The sequence below is a fragment of the Sphingobium quisquiliarum P25 genome (assembly GCF_000445065.1).
GTDB classification, from domain to species: Bacteria; Pseudomonadota; Alphaproteobacteria; order Sphingomonadales; family Sphingomonadaceae; genus Sphingobium; species Sphingobium quisquiliarum.
The window spans coordinates 21,343-37,892 of sequence record NZ_ATHO01000074.1; the positions used below are offsets into that span (position 1 = coordinate 21,343).

Consider the following 16,550-nt stretch of genomic DNA (forward strand, 5'->3'; position numbering starts at 1 on the left):
TGCGGAATTACCGGCCCCATGTGGCATCGCTGCCTCACGCCATATCGGGAGCGCGCGCCTCTTTTGCAAGCCGGGCGATCACATCATCGACCGAAAGGATGCTCTGCCCCTCCTTGCCGAGTTCGCGCAGCGCGACCGTGCCCTCGTCCGCTTCGCGGCGGCCGACGACCAGAAGGTTGGGCACTTTCGCCAGGCTATGCTCACGCACCTTATAGTTGATCTTTTCGTTGCGAATGTCGGTTTCCGCCCGGATGCCCGCCGCGCGCAGCTTCTCGACGACGTGCTGCGCATAGCCGTCCGCGTCGGACACGATGGTCGCCACCACCGCCTGCACCGGCGCGAGCCAGAGCGGGAACTTGCCCGCATAATGTTCGATCAGGATGCCGATGAACCGCTCATAGGAACCGAAGATCGCGCGGTGGAGCATGACGGGCCGGTGCCGCTCGCCATCCTCGGCGATGTAGGAAGCGTCGAGTCGCTCCGGCAGCACGCGGTCGGACTGGATGGTGCCGACCTGCCACGTCCGCCCGATTGCGTCGGTCAGATGCCATTCCAGCTTGGGCGCGTAGAAGGCGCCTTCGCCCGGCAGTTCCTCCCAGCCATATTCCGGCGTATCGAGCCCCGCCGCCGCGACGGCGTTGCGCAGTTCCTCTTCGGCCTTGTCCCACATCTCCTCGGTGCCGAAGCGCTTTTCGGGCCGCAGCGCCAGCTTGATCGAGTAGGTGAAGCCGAAATCCTTGTAGATGCGATCGGCCAGCGCGCAGAAAGCCCGCACCTCCTCGACGATCTGATCCTCGCGGCAGAAGATATGCGCGTCGTCCTGCGTGAACTGGCGCACGCGCATCAGGCCGTGGAGCGCCCCGTGCGGCTCGTTGCGATGGCAGCAGCCATTTTCGTAGAAGCGCAAGGGAAGGTCGCGATAGCTCTTGATCCCCTGGCGGAAGATCAGGACGTGCGCCGGGCAGTTCATGGGCTTGAGCGCCATCCAGTCGGCATCGTCCGACACCAGCGGGCCTTCGTCGGCGACGTTGGGAACCTCGTCAGGGATGACGAACATATTCTCGCGATATTTGCCCCAGTGGCCCGACTGCTCCCACTGGCGCGCGTCCATCACCTGGGGCGTCTTGACCTCGCGATAGCCCGCCGCATCGATGGCGCGGCGCATATAGGCTTCCAGCTCGCGCCAGATGATATAGCCCTTGGGATGCCAGAAGACGGAGCCATGCGCCTCCTGCTGGAGATGGAACAGGTCCATCTCCGCGCCCAGCTTGCGATGGTCGCGCTTGGCGGCTTCTTCGAGGCGCGTGAGGTGCGCGTCCAGTTGCTTCCTGTTGAGCCAGCCGGTGCCGTAGATGCGCGAGAGCATCGCATTCTTCTGGTCGCCGCGCCAATAAGCGCCCGACACGCGCGTCAGCTTGAACGCGGCGGGATCGAGCTTGCCGGTAGAGGCGAGATGCGGCCCCCGGCACATATCCAGCCAGTCGCCGCCCGACCAGTAGACGGTCAGTTCCTCGCCTTCGGGCAGTTCGGCGGCCCATTCCGCCTTGAAGGTTTCGCCCTCGGCCCGCCAGCGCGCGATCAGGTCCTCGCGCTTCCATACTTCGCGGCGCAGCGGCTTGTCGGCGGCGATGATCTCCCGCATTTTCGCTTCGATCGCGGGCAGGTCCTCTTCCGTGAAGGGGCGGTCCCTGGGCGCGAAGTCGTAATAGAAGCCGTCATCCGTCGCCGGGCCGAAAGTGATCTGCGTGCCGGGAAACAGCGCCTGCACCGCTTCGGCCAGGATATGCGCGAAATCGTGGCGCGCCAGTTCCAGCGCGTCCGCCTCGTCCCGCGACGTCACCAAGGCGAGTTGAGCGTCCTGCTCCAGCGGGCGCATGATGTCGCGCAGTTCGCCATCCACCCGCGCGGCGATGGCGGCCTTGGCCAGACCCGGCCCGATCGCCGCCGCGATATCCGCCGGAGTAGTGCCGGGCGCGACTTCACGCACGGAACCGTCGGGCAGGGTGATCTTGAGCATGGCGGACAAAGGTCAGGTCTTTCTGTCTATGGGATCGAGCAGCGCAAAATGCCGCGCTTTCCCCTTAAATGGGCGGCCCCGCCTGTCAATAGAAGGGCGCTTGACGGATCGCGCGGCCGCAGGCATGTTTCAGGTGTTGATATATCATTCAACAGGAGGGGTTAATGGCTTCAAGCTTTGCGCAATCCAACGCTGCCCCATCGGAACGGCCGATGGGCGAGATGAACACCACGCCGCTGATCGACGTGATGCTGGTGCTGCTGATCATGTTCATCATCACCATCCCGATCCAGACGCATAAGATCGGGGTCGAATTGCCACACCCGGTGCCGGGTGCTGTCGAGCCTGACCCGGTCAAGAACAGGTTGAACATCGAAGCGGACGGCAGGATTCGGTGGAACGGCAACGTCATCGACCGGCTGACGCTTCGCCAATATCTTGCCGCTTCTCTTCGCCTGCCGATCGAGCCGGAACTGCGATTCCAGCCTGACCCCCAGGCGCGCTATGTCGTGGTCAATGAAGTCCTGGCCGACATCCGCCGCGCGGGCATCAAGAATATGGGCTTTGTCGGAAACGAACGATACGCCGCTTTCTAGCTGAATAGCTTTAACTACCGCAACATTCCCGAGCAGGCGGGAGTTTGGCTCCGCCGTCCGAACTGGGCTCCTGCCTGCGTAGGAGCACGATAGCTAGGCAAACAGCAGTCGCGCCTCGTCCGTCGTCTGTTGAAGGAAGGACAACGGCCCGCTCGTCTCCACGCCTTCGGGCAGCCTATCGGCGGAGAGTCCCGCCAGCATCAGTCCGCTCTGGCAGGCGAGCATAGTGACGCCCAGCGCCAGCGCCTCTTCCAACACCATGGCGAGGCTGGGCAGTCCGGCCGCCCGGTGCGTTTCGTCCAGCGGCGCGTCAATGGGGGGCCTGAGCAGCGCCACGGCATCCAGTTGCAGGAAGAGGCTCGCCCGCCCGCCCAGCGCCGCCTGTGCGCAGGCCAGGACCAGCGCGCCGCGCAGCCGTTCCGCATCCGCCGTGGTGACGATGATCCTCAGGTCGCGCATAGTTCCGCTGCGCAGGCGGTGCAGGCGGGGTCCTTGGCGATGCTGACCGTGCGGAAGCGCATGGAGAGGAGGTCGGCGAGCAGCAGCTTGCCCGCCATATCCGCGCCGAAGGGCACCAGCGTGCGGATCACCTCCAGCGCGGCGAGGCTGCCCATCATTCCGGTCAGCGCGCCGATCACGCCGGTTTCCGCGCAGTTGCGTTCCGGCGCGTCTTCGGGATGGCCGACAAGGCAGCGATAGCAGGGCTGGTCCTTTTCCCAGCCGCGATAGGTGGCGAGCTGTCCCTCGAACGATCCGACCGCCGCCGACACGAGCGGGATGCGCAGCCTTTGCGCGCAATCCGCTACCGCCAGCCGGGTCGCGAAACTGTCGCACCCGTCCAGCACCACATCGGCGTCGCGCAGCATCAGCGCGGCATTTTCCGCATCGAGCCGCGCGTTGATCGGGATCAGCTTTACATCCGGGTTGAGCCGCGCCGCTGCGGCCATGGCGCGCTCCGCCTTGGGCGCGCCGATGTCGGCGGTGCCGAACAGGACTTGCCGTTGCAGGTTGGACAGCGCGACATGATCGTCATCTATGACCCGGATGGTGCCGGCACCGGCGGCCGCCAGATAGAGGATAGCGGGACTGCCGATGCCGCCCGCGCCGATCACCGCGACATCGGCCGACAGCAGCCGCGCCTGCCCCGCGCCGCCAATCTCCTTGAGCACGATATGGCGGGCATAGCGTTCCAGCTGCTCGTCGGAGAGGGCGGCGGGGGATGGGGTCATGAGGAACGGACTCCGGTCGATCCGAAACCACCCGAACCCCGGACGGTCGAGTCCAGTTCCTCCACCTCGGCGAAGCGGGCCATCTGGACCGGGGCCGCCACAAGCTGCGCGATGCGGTCGCCCCGTGCGATGACGAAGGGCGCATCGCCAAGGTTGATGAGGATGATCTTCAATTCGCCGCGATAATCCGCGTCGATCGTGCCCGGCGTGTTGGGCAGGCTGATCCCATGTTTGAGGGCGAGGCCCGAACGGGGGCGCACCTGCACTTCATAGCCGGCCGGGATGGCCATGGCGAAGCCGGTCGCGACGGCATGGCGCCCGCCGGGCTGCAACGTCACGTCTTCGGCCGAGACCACGTCCATCCCCGCCGCATGCGCCGTCGCATAGCCGGGTACGGGCAACCCTTCGCCATGCGGCAGGCGCTTGAGGCGGATTTCAATCGGAGCGAGATGCGAGGGCATGGGCGACCTTTTCGATGAGGCGGGCGGCAACGGCATCCTTGGGCAGATGATCCCAGCTTTCGACGCCTTGCGCGGTGATGATATGGACGCTGTTATCGTCGCCGCCCATCACATCCCCCGACACGTCATTGGCGACGATCCAGTCCGCGCCCTTGCGCGCCAGCTTGGCTTGCGCATGTTCGGCCAGCTTCTCCGTCTCCGCCGCGAAGCCGACCAGAAGCGCCGGGCGCTGCGCATGGCGGCCGAGCGTCGCCAAAATATCGGGATTTTCGACCAGCGTGAGCGGCGCGGGCTTGCCCGATCCGTCCTTCTTGAGCTTCTGCCCGGCGGCGGCATCGGTGCGCCAGTCGGCCACGGCAGCGACCATGATCGCGGCATCGGCGGGCAGCGCCGCCTCTACCGCCGTCATCATCTGCCGGGCGGTCTCCACATCCACCCGGTCGACGCCGGGCGGGGTGGGCAGATGCACCGGCCCTGCGACAAGGGTGACGCGCGCGCCTGCCCTTGCAGCGGCAGCGGCGATGGCGAAGCCCTGCTTCCCCGATGAGCGATTGGCGATGTAGCGCACCGGATCGATCGGCTCGTGGGTCGGCCCGGCGGTGATCAGGATGTGGCGGCCCTTCAACCCGCTTCCGTTCGCTTTGCGCATGTCGAGAAGCGGGGATGCGCCCGGCTTCTCGACTGCGCGCGAAGCGAACGGCGGCTGGAGCACACGCGTAATCGCCTCGACAATTGCCTCAGGGTCAGGCAGCCGTCCCTTGCCGAACTCGCCGCACGCCATCTCGCCCTCGTCCGGCTCCAGCACATGGATGCCGTCGGCGCGTAGCTGCGCGATATTTCTCTGCGTGGCGGCATGGTGCCACATGCGCACATTCATGGCGGGCACGGCCAGCACCGGCTTGTCGGTGGCGAGCAGCAGTGTGGTGGCAAGGTCATCGGCGATGCCCGCCGCCATCTTCGCCAGGATATTGGCGGTGGCGGGCGCGACCACGACCAGATCGGCCTGCCGCGAAAGCTGTATATGCCCGATCTCGCGTTCTTCCTTGAGGTCGAACATGTCGCCATAGACATGGTCTTCGGTCAGCACGCCCAGCGACAGGGGCGTCACGAACCGGCTGGCGCTGCCCGTCAGCACGGCGCGCACGGCGATGCCGCGTTTCCTGAGCAGCCGCACCAGCTCCAGCGACTTGTAGGCCGCGATGCCGCCGGACACGATCAGGAGGATGCGGGGCTGAGTCATAGCTGAATGTGTAGCAGGGCGGTCGCCAGCGCTCCAGCCACGGCGGCGACCCCGGCGACGGCGGCATAGCGCCACCCCCCGCCGACGCGGATCAGCTTCACCTCGGTCAACGGCGGCGGCGGCGGCGCGCCGCCTTTTTCGGGGAAGGCTTCCTCGATCCGCCGGACGAGGCCGGGCAGCCGCTGGAGCGTGCGCCAGTTTTCGATCAGCGCGTCAGCCGCCTTCGCCTCCGGCCCCAGTTCGGATCGCAGCCATTCCTTCACATAGGGGCCGCTGGTTTCCCACAGGTTGATGTCGGGGTCGAGCGCCGTCGCGACGCCCTCCACCATGACCATCGTCTTCTGGAGCAGCAGCAGGTGCGGCTGGGTCTGCATATCGAAATCGCGGGTGATGGCGAACAGGCCGTCCAGCATGCCGCCGACCGACAGTTCGCGCACGGGCTTGCCGCGCATCGGCTCGCCCACGGCGCGCAGGGCGGTCGCGAACTCCTCCACATTATGGTGGCCGGGCACATATTGCGCCTCGAAATGGATTTCCGCCACGCGCTTGTAGTTGCCGGTGATCAGGCCATAGAGGATTTCCGCCAGCCACATGCGCGCGCGCCGGTCGATGCGGCCCATGATGCCGAAGTCGATCGCCACGATATCGTTGTTCGCGGTGACGAACAGGTTGCCCTGATGCATGTCCGCGTGGAAGAAGCCTTCGGCAATGGCCTGCCGCAGGAAGGCGTTGACCAGCCGCGCGGCCAGTTCCTTGACGTCATGGCCAGCGGCGATCAGCGCGTCGCGATCGGAAATCTTGATCCCGTCGATCCACTCCATCGTCATGACCTTGCCGGTCGTGCGATCCCAGTCGATCCGCGGTACTCGATAGCCGGGCATCGCCTGCATCGCTTCGGCCAGTTCGGAAGCCGACGCCGCTTCCCGCCGCAGGTCCAGCTCGCGCGCGGTCCAGCGCTTCATATTGGCGATGACGAGGCGGGGGCGCAGCCGCGCGATCTCGCCACCCAGCATCTCGGCATGGGCGGCCGCCCATTCATAGGTCTGGATGTCGCGGTTGAACTGGTCCGTGACGCCGGGGCGGATGACCTTCACCGCGACCTCGCGTCCATCGGCGGTCACCGCGCGGTGCACCTGCGCGATGGAGGCCGCGCCCACCGGATCTTCGTCGAAACGGCTGTACAGCGCCTCAAGCGGCCGTCCGAAACTCTGCTCCACCTGCGCGCGGATGGTGGCGAAGGGGACGGGCGGCAGCGCATCCTGAAGGCGCAGCAGGTCGTTCGCCGCTTCCTCGCCGACCAGATCGGGGCGCGTCGCCAGCGTCTGGCCCAGCTTGATCGCCGCCGGACCGATCGCCTGGAAAGCGTCGGCATAGCGCGGCTGGCGCGGCACGCGGGCGCCGATCCGCGCCAGCCTGACCAGCCGCCGCACGGGCGAGGGGGTCAGCGGATCACGCTCGATCCCCCGCAATGCGCCGTGGCGCGCCAGGGTGCGGCCCCATTTCAGCAGCCGCCATATATGCGTCACATGGGCAGGCACAGCCGCTCAGATCTTCCAGCCGCTGTGGATCGCGACCAGCCCGCCCAATATCGGCTCGACCCTGGTCTGGACGAAACCGGCGGCGCGGATCATCCTTTCGAATTCCGGCATGGGCGGGAAGCGGCGGATCGATTCGATCAGGTAGCGATAACTGTCCTCGTCATCGGCCAGCAGCTTGCCGAGCCTGGGCACCAGCCGGTGCGAATAGACGTCATAGACATCGGCGAAACCGGGCCAGGTGGTGGTGGAAAATTCCAGGCAGAAAAAGCGCCCGCCATATTTCAGCACCCGGTGCGCTTCCCGCAGCGCCTTGTCGATATGGGTGACGTTGCGGATGCCGAACGCGATGGTGTAGGCGTCGAAGCTGCGATCGGAAAAGCCGAGTTCCTCCGCATTCTGTTCCGACCAGACCAGTCCTTCCAGTCCCTTCTTGCGCGCGCGTTCCATGCCGACGGCCAGCATTTCGGAATTGATGTCCGCCACGGTCACATGCGCGCCATGTTTCGCGAGGCGGAAGGCGATGTCGCCGGTGCCGCCCGCCATGTCCAGGATGGCTTCGTCGCGGCGCGGCTTCACGCGGTTGACGAACTGATCCTTCCAAAGCCGGTGCGCGCCGCCCGACATGGCGTCGTTCATCAGGTCATATTTGGACGCGACGTTGGAAAAGACGGCGCGAACCATCCCTTGCTTTTCAGTAGCATCGACATCGCGATAGCCAAAGGATGCGGTCTCGGTCATGGGCAACGCTCTAGCCACAGATTGGCCGCCATGCCAGCCGCCTTTTCGCGGGCCTGCTTCTCTCACGCCGCCCGAACGCCTAAATGGGTGCGATGCCTGAGCTTCCCGAAGTCGAAACCACCGTCGCTGGCCTGCGCTCCGTACTGGAAGGCAGCGTGTTGACCCGCGTCGAGCCGCGTCGCGCCGACCTGCGCTTCCCCATCCCCGCCGACCTGCGGCAGCGGCTTACCGGAGCCAGGGTGACGGGCCTGTCCCGGCGCGCGAAATATGGGCTGGTGGAGACGGATCGCGGCGACACGCTGATCTTTCATTTGGGGATGTCCGGGCGCTGGCGAATCGATCCGGCGGAGATCGGCGCGCATGATCATCTGTTGCTGGAAACGGAAGGCGGGCGGCTGCTCTCGCTCAACGACCCGCGCCGGTTCGGTTCGCTCGATCTGGTGCGCAGCGATGCATGGGCGGACTATGCGCCCTTCACGCGCATGGGGCCTGAGCCGCTGGGACCGGACTTTTCCGCCGATGCCCTGGCGCGCGCGCTGGAGGGGAAGGCGGCGTCGATCAAGTCGGCGCTGCTCGACCAGCGCGTGGTCGCGGGGCTGGGCAACATCTATGTGTGCGAGGCGCTCAACATGGCGGGCATAGCGCCCACGCGCCCGGCAGGGCGGATCGGCCGCGCGCGCCTCATCCTGCTGGTCGACGCCATCCGGCAGGTGCTGACGGCGGCCATCGCGGCGGGGGGATCGACCCTGCGCGACTATGCGCGGCCCGATGGCGAGCTGGGCTATTTTTCGAAGCAATGGCGCGTCTATGGCCGGGAAGGGGAAAGCTGCGCCTGCGGGGGCGCGATCCGGCGGCGGACCGATGGCGGGCGGTCGACCTTCTACTGCCCCAGATGCCAGAAGTAGCGCCGCTCTGCCGGTTGACGATGGTGCCGAACCCCTGTAAGGGGCGCACCTTCACGGGGCTGGCAGGCGATTCCGGCTGGCTCCATTTCCGAGATTTGACGAGACCGAGGATTGTAAATGGCCAATACGCCGCAAGCCAAGAAGCGCATCCGCCGCAACGCCCGCCGCGCCGAAATCAACGGCGCCCGCATCAGCCGGATCCGCACCCTGGTGAAGAAGGTCGAAGCCGCTCTCGCCGCTGGCGACAAGACGGCGGCGGCCTCGGCGCTTCAGTCGGTGCAGCCTGAACTGGCGCGCGGCGTGGCGCGCGGCGTGCTGCACAAGAATACCGCGGCCCGCAAGTTCGGCCGCCTGACCAAGCGCGTCAGCGCGCTCGGCTGAGCCGCAGCCAAGATTTACTGTCAGATCGAGATCGCCCGTCCCGCAGATGCGGGGCGGGCTTTTTTCATTGGTCTGTAACAGAACGGCACGCCGGGAGGGCCATTGCGGCATGGCCGGATTCCCGCGATTCGAGCAAAACAGGGTCAGACCCTACCTGCATAATATATTGAATATATTGCCATTTTTTAAATCTGGCGCATTTCCGCGGGTTTGTTGAGTCAACGGCTTTATTTCACATTTTTGACCCGGGCCGCCCTTGATCAGGCGAAGAAGGCCTGTCTATTTTCAACTCTCTGGCCGCCAGCGAATCGATTTTGGCGGCCGTCATACGGTTAGTCGGCACAGGTGCGTTGGAAAGGCGATGCTTTTCCAAATGGTTCTCTGTGTCTTGAAGCTCCGCTCCGGGGCACAGTTGATGGGGGTCGACTGTTTTATGAAGGGTATTGCGGCATTGACTGGAAGTTCGCCTGTTCAGGATGCGCAGGACCATGCGCGTCTGGATGCGGCCTGGGACGCCATCCGCGCTGGTCTGCGCCGCGACATTGGCGCGCGCATGTTCGACCAGTGGCTGAAGGCCGCCCGGCTGGGCGAATATTGCCCGGATTCGCAGACGCTGGACCTGCTGTTCGCGTCCGATTTCACCGCCAATTTCGTTTCGGGCCATTTCGGTGACCGGATTCGCATGGCCTGGCGTAGCGCGGCGGCCGGAGTGCGCGAAGTCCGCCTGCGCCGCGCGCCCAACGCCATGGGGCCGCGCCTTCTGGAAGTCGCGCCCGTGCAGGAGCTTGCCGAGCCGCAGGAATCAGAAGCGCAGGAAGGCCCCGCCGCCTGCAATTTCCAGCCGCGCCATAGCTTCGACGATTTCGTGACCGGCGAAACCAACCAGCTTGCCTGGTCGGCGGCCCAGGCGCTGGCGGGCGAGGCGCAACCCCGGTTCAGTCCGCTTTTCATCCATGGCGGCACGGGGCAGGGCAAGACGCACCTGCTGCATGCGATCGCGGGCAGCTTTTCAGGCCATTCGCCTACCGCCCCGGTGCTCTATATGTCGGCCGAACGGTTCATGATGGAATTCGTGAACGCGATGCGCGCCAATGACACCATGACGTTCAAGGCGCGGCTGCGCGCGGCGCGGCTGCTGCTGATCGACGACATCCAGTTCATCGCGGGCAAGGGATCGACGCAGGAGGAGTTTCTCCACACGATCAACGACCTGATCGATTCGGGCGCCCGGATCGTCGTGACCGCCGACCGCGCGCCGCAACTGCTCGATTCGATCGATCCGCGCATCCTGTCGCGCCTGGCCGGCGGGCTGGTGGCGGATATTCGCCCTGCCGGTCTGGACCTGCGCCTCGCCATATTGGAAGCCAAGCGCGCCATCGCGGGCGACCCGCCGGTGCCCGATGCCGTGATCGACTTCCTCGCACGGTCGATCCGCTCCAACATCCGGGAACTGGAAGGCGCGTTCAACAAGCTGATCGCCTATGGCCAGTTGACCGGGCGCTCGATCGACCTGGAATTTGCCCAGGGGATGCTCGCCGACGCCGTGCGCGCCAATGCGCGCCGGATCACGGTGGATGAAATCCAGAAGGTCTGCGCCGCGCATTACAAGATCGACGCGGCGGAGATGCGCTCCAAGCGCCGCGCGCGCGCTGTCGCCCGGCCTCGGCAGGTCGCCATGTATCTCGCCAAGAAGATGACGCCGCGTTCGCTGCCGGAGATCGGACGGATCTTCGGCGGGCGTGATCACAGCACCGTGATCCACGCCGTCAAGACGATCGAAGAGTTGCGGCAGACGAATCCCGACATGGATGCCGACATTCGCGCGTTGCAGCGTCAGCTGGAAAACTGATCCTTGGAGAATAGGGCATGAGGGCGGCGGCGCGCGATTTCATCCGGCATGTCGCGCTGCTGCTGGCGGCGCTGCTGTGCCTGCCGCCTGCCCTCGCGCAGGTGCCTGCGGCCTCCCCGCCGCCCGCCGATGTGCGTGTGGCGCTGGATACGTCTGCGGGGCGCATCCTGGTCGCCGTCCACCTCGCCAAGGCCCCTGTCACCGCCGCCAATTTCCTGCGCTATGTCGATCAGAAGCGGTTCGACGGCACGCTATTCTACCGCGGCGTCGGTTCGGCCGATTACGGCTTTGTGCAGGGCGGCGCGCAGAATGATCCCAAGCGCGTCCTGCCGCCGATCGCGCATGAGCCCACCAGCAGGACCGGCCTCACCCATGACGATGGCGCGCTGTCCATGGCCCGCTATGCGCCGGGGAGTGCGACGGGGGATTTCTTCATCGTGCTCGGCAAGATGCCGGGCATGGACGCGCAGCCGCAAGCGCCGGGCGATAATCAGGGCTTCGCGGTGTTCGCCCATGTGGTCGAGGGCATGGACGTGGTCCGCGCGATCCTGGCCGCGCCCAAATCCCCGGCAGCGGGCGAGGGCGTGATGAAGGGGCAGATGCTGGAACAGCCGGTAAAGATCATCAGCGCCCGGCGCGTGCCCTGATCCGCAGCGGGCAAAGGAAAGCCCGGCGGTTTCGGGCCGCCGGGCGCTTCCATGCCGATGAGGAGCGTCAGCCCCGCTTTTCCGGCGGCAGCGTGATCTTCACCTGCTCCCCATTCTGACCGGGGAAGCCGGTGAACATGGCGTCGATCAGATTGGGCACCAGATAGGTCAGCCGGTTCGACAGCGACTGCGCCGTGGCCCGGCCTTCGAACAGGCGGCGGTTATCGGCAGCCCGATCGATCTTCATGCTGAGGTCGCTGGTATAGACGGTATAGCTGCTGACATCGGTATAGCCGGGGCCGAACAGCCAGGGATCATAGAAACCATAGCCCCAGGGGCGTCCCCACCGGCCGCGCCATCCCCAACTGCCATAAAAGGGGTCTGGTCCCCAATTCGTCGACCGGACGCGCTCGCGCCCGTTGTCGACGCCATAAGCAACGCGAACGATCAGGTCCGCCCGCGCCGGATCATTGGCGGCGACATAGCCGGTCTGGCTCAGCCGCTGGCTGATCAGCCCGGCATATTGCGAAAATTCAAGGCCGCCCGCCAGACTGGGATCGTCAGCCACGATGGTGAAGCTCTGTCCGGCCGGGGCCGGCAACTGCTGGAATCGGGCAACGTCCGCCTTGAAGGAGGTGGCGCAGCCCGAAAGGGTCACGAGCGCCAGCGCGGGCGCCGCGATCAAACCAATCTTCTTGAAACGGCTCATGAGTTCGCGTCCTGTATCAGGCCAAGGCCTGGCTATCACTATTGCGCCCCGCAGTAGCAGAACGCAACTGAACATCATTTGAACGCTTCAAAGAGGCAAATGGACGCAAATCATGTCCGCCCGGCGGCGCGGCCGGGCGGACATTGCTCTGGATCAGCGCATCAGGCCCATGGCGTCATAGGCGGCGCGCAGCACCGGGTCCGCCGCGGCCCTCGCCCTGGCCGCGCCCTTTTCCAATATCGCGTCGAGCGCGGCGTCGTCGGTCCGCAAATCGGTAAAGCGCGTGCGGATGGGGCGCAGCGTTTCGACCAGCAATTCGCCCAGCGCAGGCTTGAACGCGCCGAATCCCTTGCCCGCAAATTCGGCGCATACCGCGTCCGCGCTCATCCCCGTCAGCGTCGCGTAGATGCCGACCAGGTTGCTGGCCTCGGGCCGTCCGGCAAGGCCCTGCGCATCGCTGGGCAGGGGCTCAGGATCGGTCCTGGCCTTCTTCACCTTCTGCATGATCGCATCGTCATCGTCGGTCAGGTTGATGCGGCTCATGTCCGATGGGTCGGATTTCGACATTTTCGCCGTGCCATCGCGCAGCGACATGATGCGCGCCGATTCCTTGGGAATGATGGGGTCGGGCAGGGTGAACAGCTCAACGCCGAAATCGGTGTTGAACTTGGCCGCGATGTCCCGCGCGAGTTCCAGATGCTGCTTCTGGTCCTCGCCCACGGGAACATGGGTCGCGTTATAGGCAAGGATGTCGGCGGCCTGGAGCACGGGGTAGACGAACAGGCCGACCGAAGCGCCCTCGCGATCCTTGCCCGCCTTGTCCTTGAACTGCGTCATGCGGTTGAGCCAGCCGATCCGGGCCGTGCCGTTCAGCAGCCAGCACAGCTCCGCATGGGCGGGAACCCGCGCCTGGTTGAACAGGACGGAACGGTCGGGGTCGATTCCCGCGGCGACCAATGCCGCCGCCATGTCGCGCACGTTGCGAATGCGCTGCTCGCGCGCCTCATGCACCGTGATGCTGTGCATGTCGGCCAGGAAGAAGAAGCATTGGCTTGTCGAATCCATCTCGTCCTGCATGCGCACCCAATTGCGGATCGCGCCCAGATAATTGCCCAGGTGCAGATTGCCGGTCGGCTGGATGCCGGAAAGGACGCGCATTCTTCTATCCGTTCTTAGCTGTTGCTGGTGGAACCCTTGCGGCGGATCAGCGCCTTGAGGTCGGACACCCGATAAGCGCCCGTGAGGAAACAGGCTAGCCCGTAAAGCGCGATGCCCGCGCCCACCAGCAGGACGAGCGCGCCATAACGCATCATCATGGTCCCGCCGAGCCACGGATCGAGCAGGTCTTCGCCAGCGAACAGGGCTGCGCCCATGACGATGGCCGCCAGCGCGAGCCGGGGCAGGCGGCGGCGCAGCTGCGCGTCGGCGGCGAAATGCCCGCGCTTGACCAGCGTCGAATAGAGCATCGCCACATTGACGGTGGAGGAAAGGGCGGTGGCGAGCGGCGGGCCGACATGCCCCGCAAGCGGAATCAGCACCAGATTGCCGGCGATGTTGATGAGGATCGACAGCATCGCGTAGCGCACCGGCGTTTTCGTGTCGCCGCGCGCATAATAGCCGGGCGTCAGCACCTTCACCAGCACATAGGAGGGCAGGCCGATCGAAAAGGCGGACAGCGCCCATCCGCATCGCTGTGCATCCTCCGCCGTGAAGCGGCCATATTGGAACAGGCCGCGTACGATCGGTTCGGCGACCGTGATGAAGGCCACCGTGGCGGGCAGCGTCAGGAACAGCGCCAGTTCGATGCCGCGATTCTGCGTTTCCATGGCTTGCTGGTCCTGGCCGGTCGACAGCAGGCGCGAAATGGTGGGCAGCAGGATGGTGCCAAGGCCGATGCCGATCAGGCCCAGCGGAAGCTGGTTCAACCTGTCGGCATAATAGATATAGGTGATCGACCCCGCCGCCAGCAGCCAGCCGGACAGCGCCGTCGATATCAGCAGGTTGATCTGTTGCGCGCCCGCGCCCGCCGCAGCAGGCACGATCAGGCGCAGCAGTTCCCGGACGTCGCCATCAAGGCGCGGCCTCCGCAGCCGCATCGACACGCCCGCCCTCCGGCACGCCCAGATCAGCCAGAGCAACTGGAGCGCGCCGCCCACGGTGACCGATATCGCCTGCACCCGCGCGGTCGCATATTCGTCCGGCCCGTGGAAGAACCACAGGCCAGCGATCATGGCGACGTTGAGCAGGATCGGCGCGGCGGCATTCACCCAGAATTTGTCGAGCGAATTCAATATGCCGCCCAGCAGCGACGCAAGGCTGATCAGCGCCAGATAGGGCAGGGTGATGCGCGAGAGGGTGACAGCGAAGGCGAACTGTTCGGGCGTCGGGTTCTGCCGCGAAAAGCCCCCCGACAGCAGCCAGGTGATCGGCCAGGCAGCGGCGATGAGCGCGATCGTGAAGAGGATCAGCACCGGCAGCAGGACCGCCAGCGCGCGCTCGGCGAAAAGATACGCCCCGCTCATGCCGTCCGGCCCGGCCGCCTTGCGGTTGAACAGCGGAATGAAGGCAGCGGAAAAGGCGCCTTCGGCAAACAGCGCCCGGAACATATTGGGCAGGCGGAAGGCGACGCCATTGAAGGCGTCGGATGCAAAGCCCGCGCCGACATAACGGGCGGCCAGAGAATCGCGCACCAGCGCGAGCACGCGGCTGGCAAGCGTCAGCCCGCCTACCGATCCCAGCGCCTTGACCAGCTTCATGCCGGAATATCTCCGCCCGTCCGGGCCGGGCCTTCGCACGCCCTGTTCTTTCCCGAAGAAAAAGGCCGCCCCAGCTCAGGGCGAACGGGAGCGGAGATCATCTCCGGCCTCAGGCGTGGCCCGCCGGTTCGCCCGCCGTCTGCGTCATCGCCTGCGCCTGCTGCATGTAGAGCGCCCCGAAATCGATCGGGTCGAGCAGCAGCGGCGGGAAGCCGCCGTCGCGGATGGCGTCGGCCAGCACGCGGCGCGCGAAGGGGAAGATGAGGCGCGGCGCTTCGGCCAGCATGAACGGCTGGACCTGATCTTCAGGCACGTTGCGCATGCCGAAGATGGCGGCATAGACCAGTTCGACGGCAAAGGCGGTGCCCTGCGGCGCGGTTGCCTTGACCTCGACCTTCAGGGACACTTCGACGACTTCCTCACCCACCTTGTCCGCGCCGATGTTGAACTGAACGTCGATCTGCGGCTGGTCCTGCCATTGATAGACGGCCGGGGCGTTCGGATTTTCGAACGACAGGTCCTTCACATATTGGCTGATAAGCGCGATCTGCGGCCCGTTATCGGCGCCGTTGCCCGTGCTGGCGGTCTGGATGGTATCGGCTTCGTCGGCCATTTGCGCTTCCTGATGATCCCTGTTGGACAGCGGGCGGCGTGCCCGCCCGTCGATGGGCCGTGCGTCTAGCAGGGGCGGCGGGGCAGGGCAATGGCGGCGCGGAAGCGGCATTTGAATATGCGCGGAAACATGCCTATGTTGGCTGCGTTACTGTTTTTCGTGCTAGCCAAAGGGTGTTCTGCCCCGTGTATGTGATTGTTATCCTCGCGCTGATCGCCGGCTTCCTGGCGTTGCGGCTTTATTCCGTCCTGGGCAAGCGGACGGGGCATGAGCAGGAGCCTGCGCTGCGCCCGGCGGAAGAACGCGCCAAGGTCGCCGTTCTCCAGCCCCGCACCGTCACCGACATGCCCGGCGATTCGATCCGCCTTTCGGACGGCTTCATCGCGCCCGGCGGCGAAGCGGGCGTGCGCGCGCTGATCGCGGCCGACCGCAATTTCGACGTGCCCCAGTTCATGGAAGGCGCGAAGAATGCCTATCGCATGGTGCTGGAGGCTTTCTGGCGCGGCGATCGCCAGGAACTGGAATGGCTGTGCGACGCCGATGTGCTTGCCTCGTTCGAAGAAGCGATCGCGGCGCGCGAGGCGGCGGGCCATGTCCTCGACAACCGGCTCGTCCGCATCGAAAAGGCGCAGATCGTCGACGCCAGCGTCAACGGCCGCATCGCCGAAGTGTCGCTGCGGTTCGAGGCGGATATCGCGGCGGTCACGCGCGACAAGGATGGCAATGTCGTCGCCGGGTCTCTGACGGACGCGGTGAGCACGAACGACATCTGGACCTTCACGCGCGACCTGCGCAGCACCGATCCCAACTGGAAGCTCAGCGAAACCGACGAGGCGGCATGACTCTGCGCCAGTCGGGGGGCGCGCTGCTG

17 protein-coding genes are annotated in these 16,550 nt (G+C 65.7%); 6 read left to right on the top strand and 11 right to left on the bottom strand.

Features of this window, described 5'->3' with window-relative positions; all coding sequences use genetic code 11:
• Window positions 1–34: 34 nt before the first annotated feature.
• The gene (gene thrS / locus L288_RS31085) at window positions 35–2,017 is read right to left on the bottom strand and encodes a threonine--tRNA ligase (RefSeq protein WP_021238113.1); all 1,983 of its coding nucleotides are present in this window, start codon (window positions 2,015–2,017) and stop codon (window positions 35–37) included.
• A 164-nt stretch (window positions 2,018–2,181) separates the two neighbouring features.
• On the opposite strand from thrS, the gene L288_RS31090 reads away from it, so the two are divergent.
• Window positions 2,182–2,613 (top strand): ExbD/TolR family protein, encoded by a 432-nt coding sequence (locus L288_RS31090; RefSeq protein WP_021238114.1) that lies wholly within the window; start codon window positions 2,182–2,184, stop codon window positions 2,611–2,613.
• A gap of 93 nt (window positions 2,614–2,706) precedes the next feature.
• Here L288_RS31090 and L288_RS31095 read toward each other — a convergent pair whose 3' ends face one another.
• From L288_RS31095 to L288_RS31120, 6 genes are read right to left on the bottom strand one after another with little or no spacing between them, the layout of a single operon-like run.
• Complete coding sequence (locus tag L288_RS31095) at window positions 2,707–3,072, bottom strand: DsrE family protein (RefSeq protein WP_021238115.1); 366 nt, start codon at window positions 3,070–3,072, stop codon at window positions 2,707–2,709.
• Window positions 3,060–3,842, bottom strand: coding sequence for a HesA/MoeB/ThiF family protein (locus tag L288_RS31100; protein WP_021238116.1), 783 nt, complete (start codon window positions 3,840–3,842; stop codon window positions 3,060–3,062). The genes L288_RS31095 and L288_RS31100 overlap by 13 nt, the downstream gene beginning before the upstream one ends.
• On the bottom strand, window positions 3,839–4,303 hold the full coding sequence (gene dut / locus L288_RS31105; protein WP_021238117.1) for a dUTP diphosphatase: 465 nt from the start codon (window positions 4,301–4,303) through the stop codon (window positions 3,839–3,841). The genes L288_RS31100 and dut overlap by 4 nt, the downstream gene beginning before the upstream one ends.
• A complete protein-coding gene (locus L288_RS31110; protein WP_021238118.1) occupies window positions 4,278–5,543 on the bottom strand; it encodes a bifunctional phosphopantothenoylcysteine decarboxylase/phosphopantothenate synthase in 1,266 nt (421 codons plus the stop codon). The genes dut and L288_RS31110 overlap by 26 nt, the downstream gene beginning before the upstream one ends.
• Window positions 5,540–7,081 (bottom strand): 2-polyprenylphenol 6-hydroxylase, encoded by a 1,542-nt coding sequence (gene ubiB, locus L288_RS31115; protein ID WP_021238119.1) that lies wholly within the window; start codon window positions 7,079–7,081, stop codon window positions 5,540–5,542. The genes L288_RS31110 and ubiB overlap by 4 nt, the downstream gene beginning before the upstream one ends.
• Before the next feature lie 6 nt (window positions 7,082–7,087).
• Entirely contained in the window at window positions 7,088–7,819 is a 732-nt protein-coding gene (locus L288_RS31120) for a class I SAM-dependent methyltransferase (protein ID WP_021238120.1), read from the bottom strand.
• 92 nt (window positions 7,820–7,911) lie between these two features.
• Here L288_RS31120 and mutM point away from each other — a divergent pair, with 92 nt between their 5' ends.
• From mutM to L288_RS31140, 4 genes are all read left to right on the top strand, one after another.
• On the top strand, window positions 7,912–8,724 hold the full coding sequence (gene mutM / locus L288_RS31125; RefSeq protein WP_021238121.1) for a bifunctional DNA-formamidopyrimidine glycosylase/DNA-(apurinic or apyrimidinic site) lyase: 813 nt from the start codon (window positions 7,912–7,914) through the stop codon (window positions 8,722–8,724).
• A gap of 117 nt (window positions 8,725–8,841) precedes the next feature.
• The gene (gene rpsT, locus L288_RS31130) at window positions 8,842–9,105 is read left to right on the top strand and encodes a 30S ribosomal protein S20 (protein WP_021238122.1); all 264 of its coding nucleotides are present in this window, start codon (window positions 8,842–8,844) and stop codon (window positions 9,103–9,105) included.
• Window positions 9,106–9,538: 433 nt separating this feature from the next.
• On the top strand, window positions 9,539–10,954 hold the full coding sequence (gene dnaA, locus L288_RS31135) for a chromosomal replication initiator protein DnaA (RefSeq protein WP_031304315.1): 1,416 nt from the start codon (window positions 9,539–9,541) through the stop codon (window positions 10,952–10,954).
• A 17-nt stretch (window positions 10,955–10,971) separates the two neighbouring features.
• Window positions 10,972–11,601, top strand: a complete 630-nt coding sequence (locus tag L288_RS31140) for a peptidylprolyl isomerase (protein ID WP_021238124.1) — start codon at window positions 10,972–10,974, stop codon at window positions 11,599–11,601.
• A 67-nt stretch (window positions 11,602–11,668) separates the two neighbouring features.
• Here the strand turns inward: L288_RS31140 and L288_RS31145 are convergent, their stop codons facing one another.
• From L288_RS31145 to secB, 4 genes are all read right to left on the bottom strand, one after another.
• Window positions 11,669–12,310 (bottom strand): DUF4136 domain-containing protein, encoded by a 642-nt coding sequence (locus L288_RS31145; RefSeq protein WP_021238125.1) that lies wholly within the window; start codon window positions 12,308–12,310, stop codon window positions 11,669–11,671.
• A gap of 153 nt (window positions 12,311–12,463) precedes the next feature.
• Window positions 12,464–13,468 (bottom strand): tryptophan--tRNA ligase, encoded by a 1,005-nt coding sequence (gene trpS / locus L288_RS31150; protein WP_021238126.1) that lies wholly within the window; start codon window positions 13,466–13,468, stop codon window positions 12,464–12,466.
• A 14-nt stretch (window positions 13,469–13,482) separates the two neighbouring features.
• The gene (gene murJ / locus L288_RS31155; RefSeq protein WP_021238127.1) at window positions 13,483–15,066 is read right to left on the bottom strand and encodes a murein biosynthesis integral membrane protein MurJ; all 1,584 of its coding nucleotides are present in this window, start codon (window positions 15,064–15,066) and stop codon (window positions 13,483–13,485) included.
• A 109-nt stretch (window positions 15,067–15,175) separates the two neighbouring features.
• Window positions 15,176–15,679 (bottom strand): protein-export chaperone SecB, encoded by a 504-nt coding sequence (gene secB / locus L288_RS31160; protein ID WP_021238128.1) that lies wholly within the window; start codon window positions 15,677–15,679, stop codon window positions 15,176–15,178.
• A gap of 185 nt (window positions 15,680–15,864) precedes the next feature.
• On the opposite strand from secB, the gene L288_RS31165 reads away from it, so the two are divergent.
• Window positions 15,865–16,521, top strand: coding sequence for a Tim44/TimA family putative adaptor protein (locus tag L288_RS31165; protein WP_021238129.1), 657 nt, complete (start codon window positions 15,865–15,867; stop codon window positions 16,519–16,521).
• Window positions 16,522–16,550 lie beyond the last annotated feature (29 nt).

Excerpts from the sequence above, each read along its gene's own strand:
- thrS (WP_021238113.1), bottom strand. The coding sequence starts at position 2,017 with ATGCTCAAGATCACCCTGCCCGACGGTTCCGTGCGTGAAGTCGCGCCC.
- L288_RS31090 (WP_021238114.1), top strand. The coding sequence starts at position 2,182 with ATGGCTTCAAGCTTTGCGCAATCCAACGCTGCCCCATCGGAACGGCCG.
- L288_RS31095 (WP_021238115.1), bottom strand. The coding sequence starts at position 3,072 with ATGCGCGACCTGAGGATCATCGTCACCACGGCGGATGCGGAACGGCTG.
- L288_RS31100 (WP_021238116.1), bottom strand. The coding sequence starts at position 3,842 with ATGACCCCATCCCCCGCCGCCCTCTCCGACGAGCAGCTGGAACGCTAT.
- dut (WP_021238117.1), bottom strand. The coding sequence starts at position 4,303 with ATGCCCTCGCATCTCGCTCCGATTGAAATCCGCCTCAAGCGCCTGCCG.
- L288_RS31110 (WP_021238118.1), bottom strand. The coding sequence starts at position 5,543 with ATGACTCAGCCCCGCATCCTCCTGATCGTGTCCGGCGGCATCGCGGCC.
- L288_RS31120 (WP_021238120.1), bottom strand. The coding sequence starts at position 7,819 with ATGACCGAGACCGCATCCTTTGGCTATCGCGATGTCGATGCTACTGAA.
- mutM (WP_021238121.1), top strand. The coding sequence starts at position 7,912 with ATGCCTGAGCTTCCCGAAGTCGAAACCACCGTCGCTGGCCTGCGCTCC.
- rpsT (WP_021238122.1), top strand. The coding sequence starts at position 8,842 with ATGGCCAATACGCCGCAAGCCAAGAAGCGCATCCGCCGCAACGCCCGC.
- dnaA (WP_031304315.1), top strand. The coding sequence starts at position 9,539 with ATGAAGGGTATTGCGGCATTGACTGGAAGTTCGCCTGTTCAGGATGCG.
- L288_RS31140 (WP_021238124.1), top strand. The coding sequence starts at position 10,972 with ATGAGGGCGGCGGCGCGCGATTTCATCCGGCATGTCGCGCTGCTGCTG.
- L288_RS31145 (WP_021238125.1), bottom strand. The coding sequence starts at position 12,310 with ATGAGCCGTTTCAAGAAGATTGGTTTGATCGCGGCGCCCGCGCTGGCG.
- trpS (WP_021238126.1), bottom strand. The coding sequence starts at position 13,468 with ATGCGCGTCCTTTCCGGCATCCAGCCGACCGGCAATCTGCACCTGGGC.
- murJ (WP_021238127.1), bottom strand. The coding sequence starts at position 15,066 with ATGAAGCTGGTCAAGGCGCTGGGATCGGTAGGCGGGCTGACGCTTGCC.
- secB (WP_021238128.1), bottom strand. The coding sequence starts at position 15,679 with ATGGCCGACGAAGCCGATACCATCCAGACCGCCAGCACGGGCAACGGC.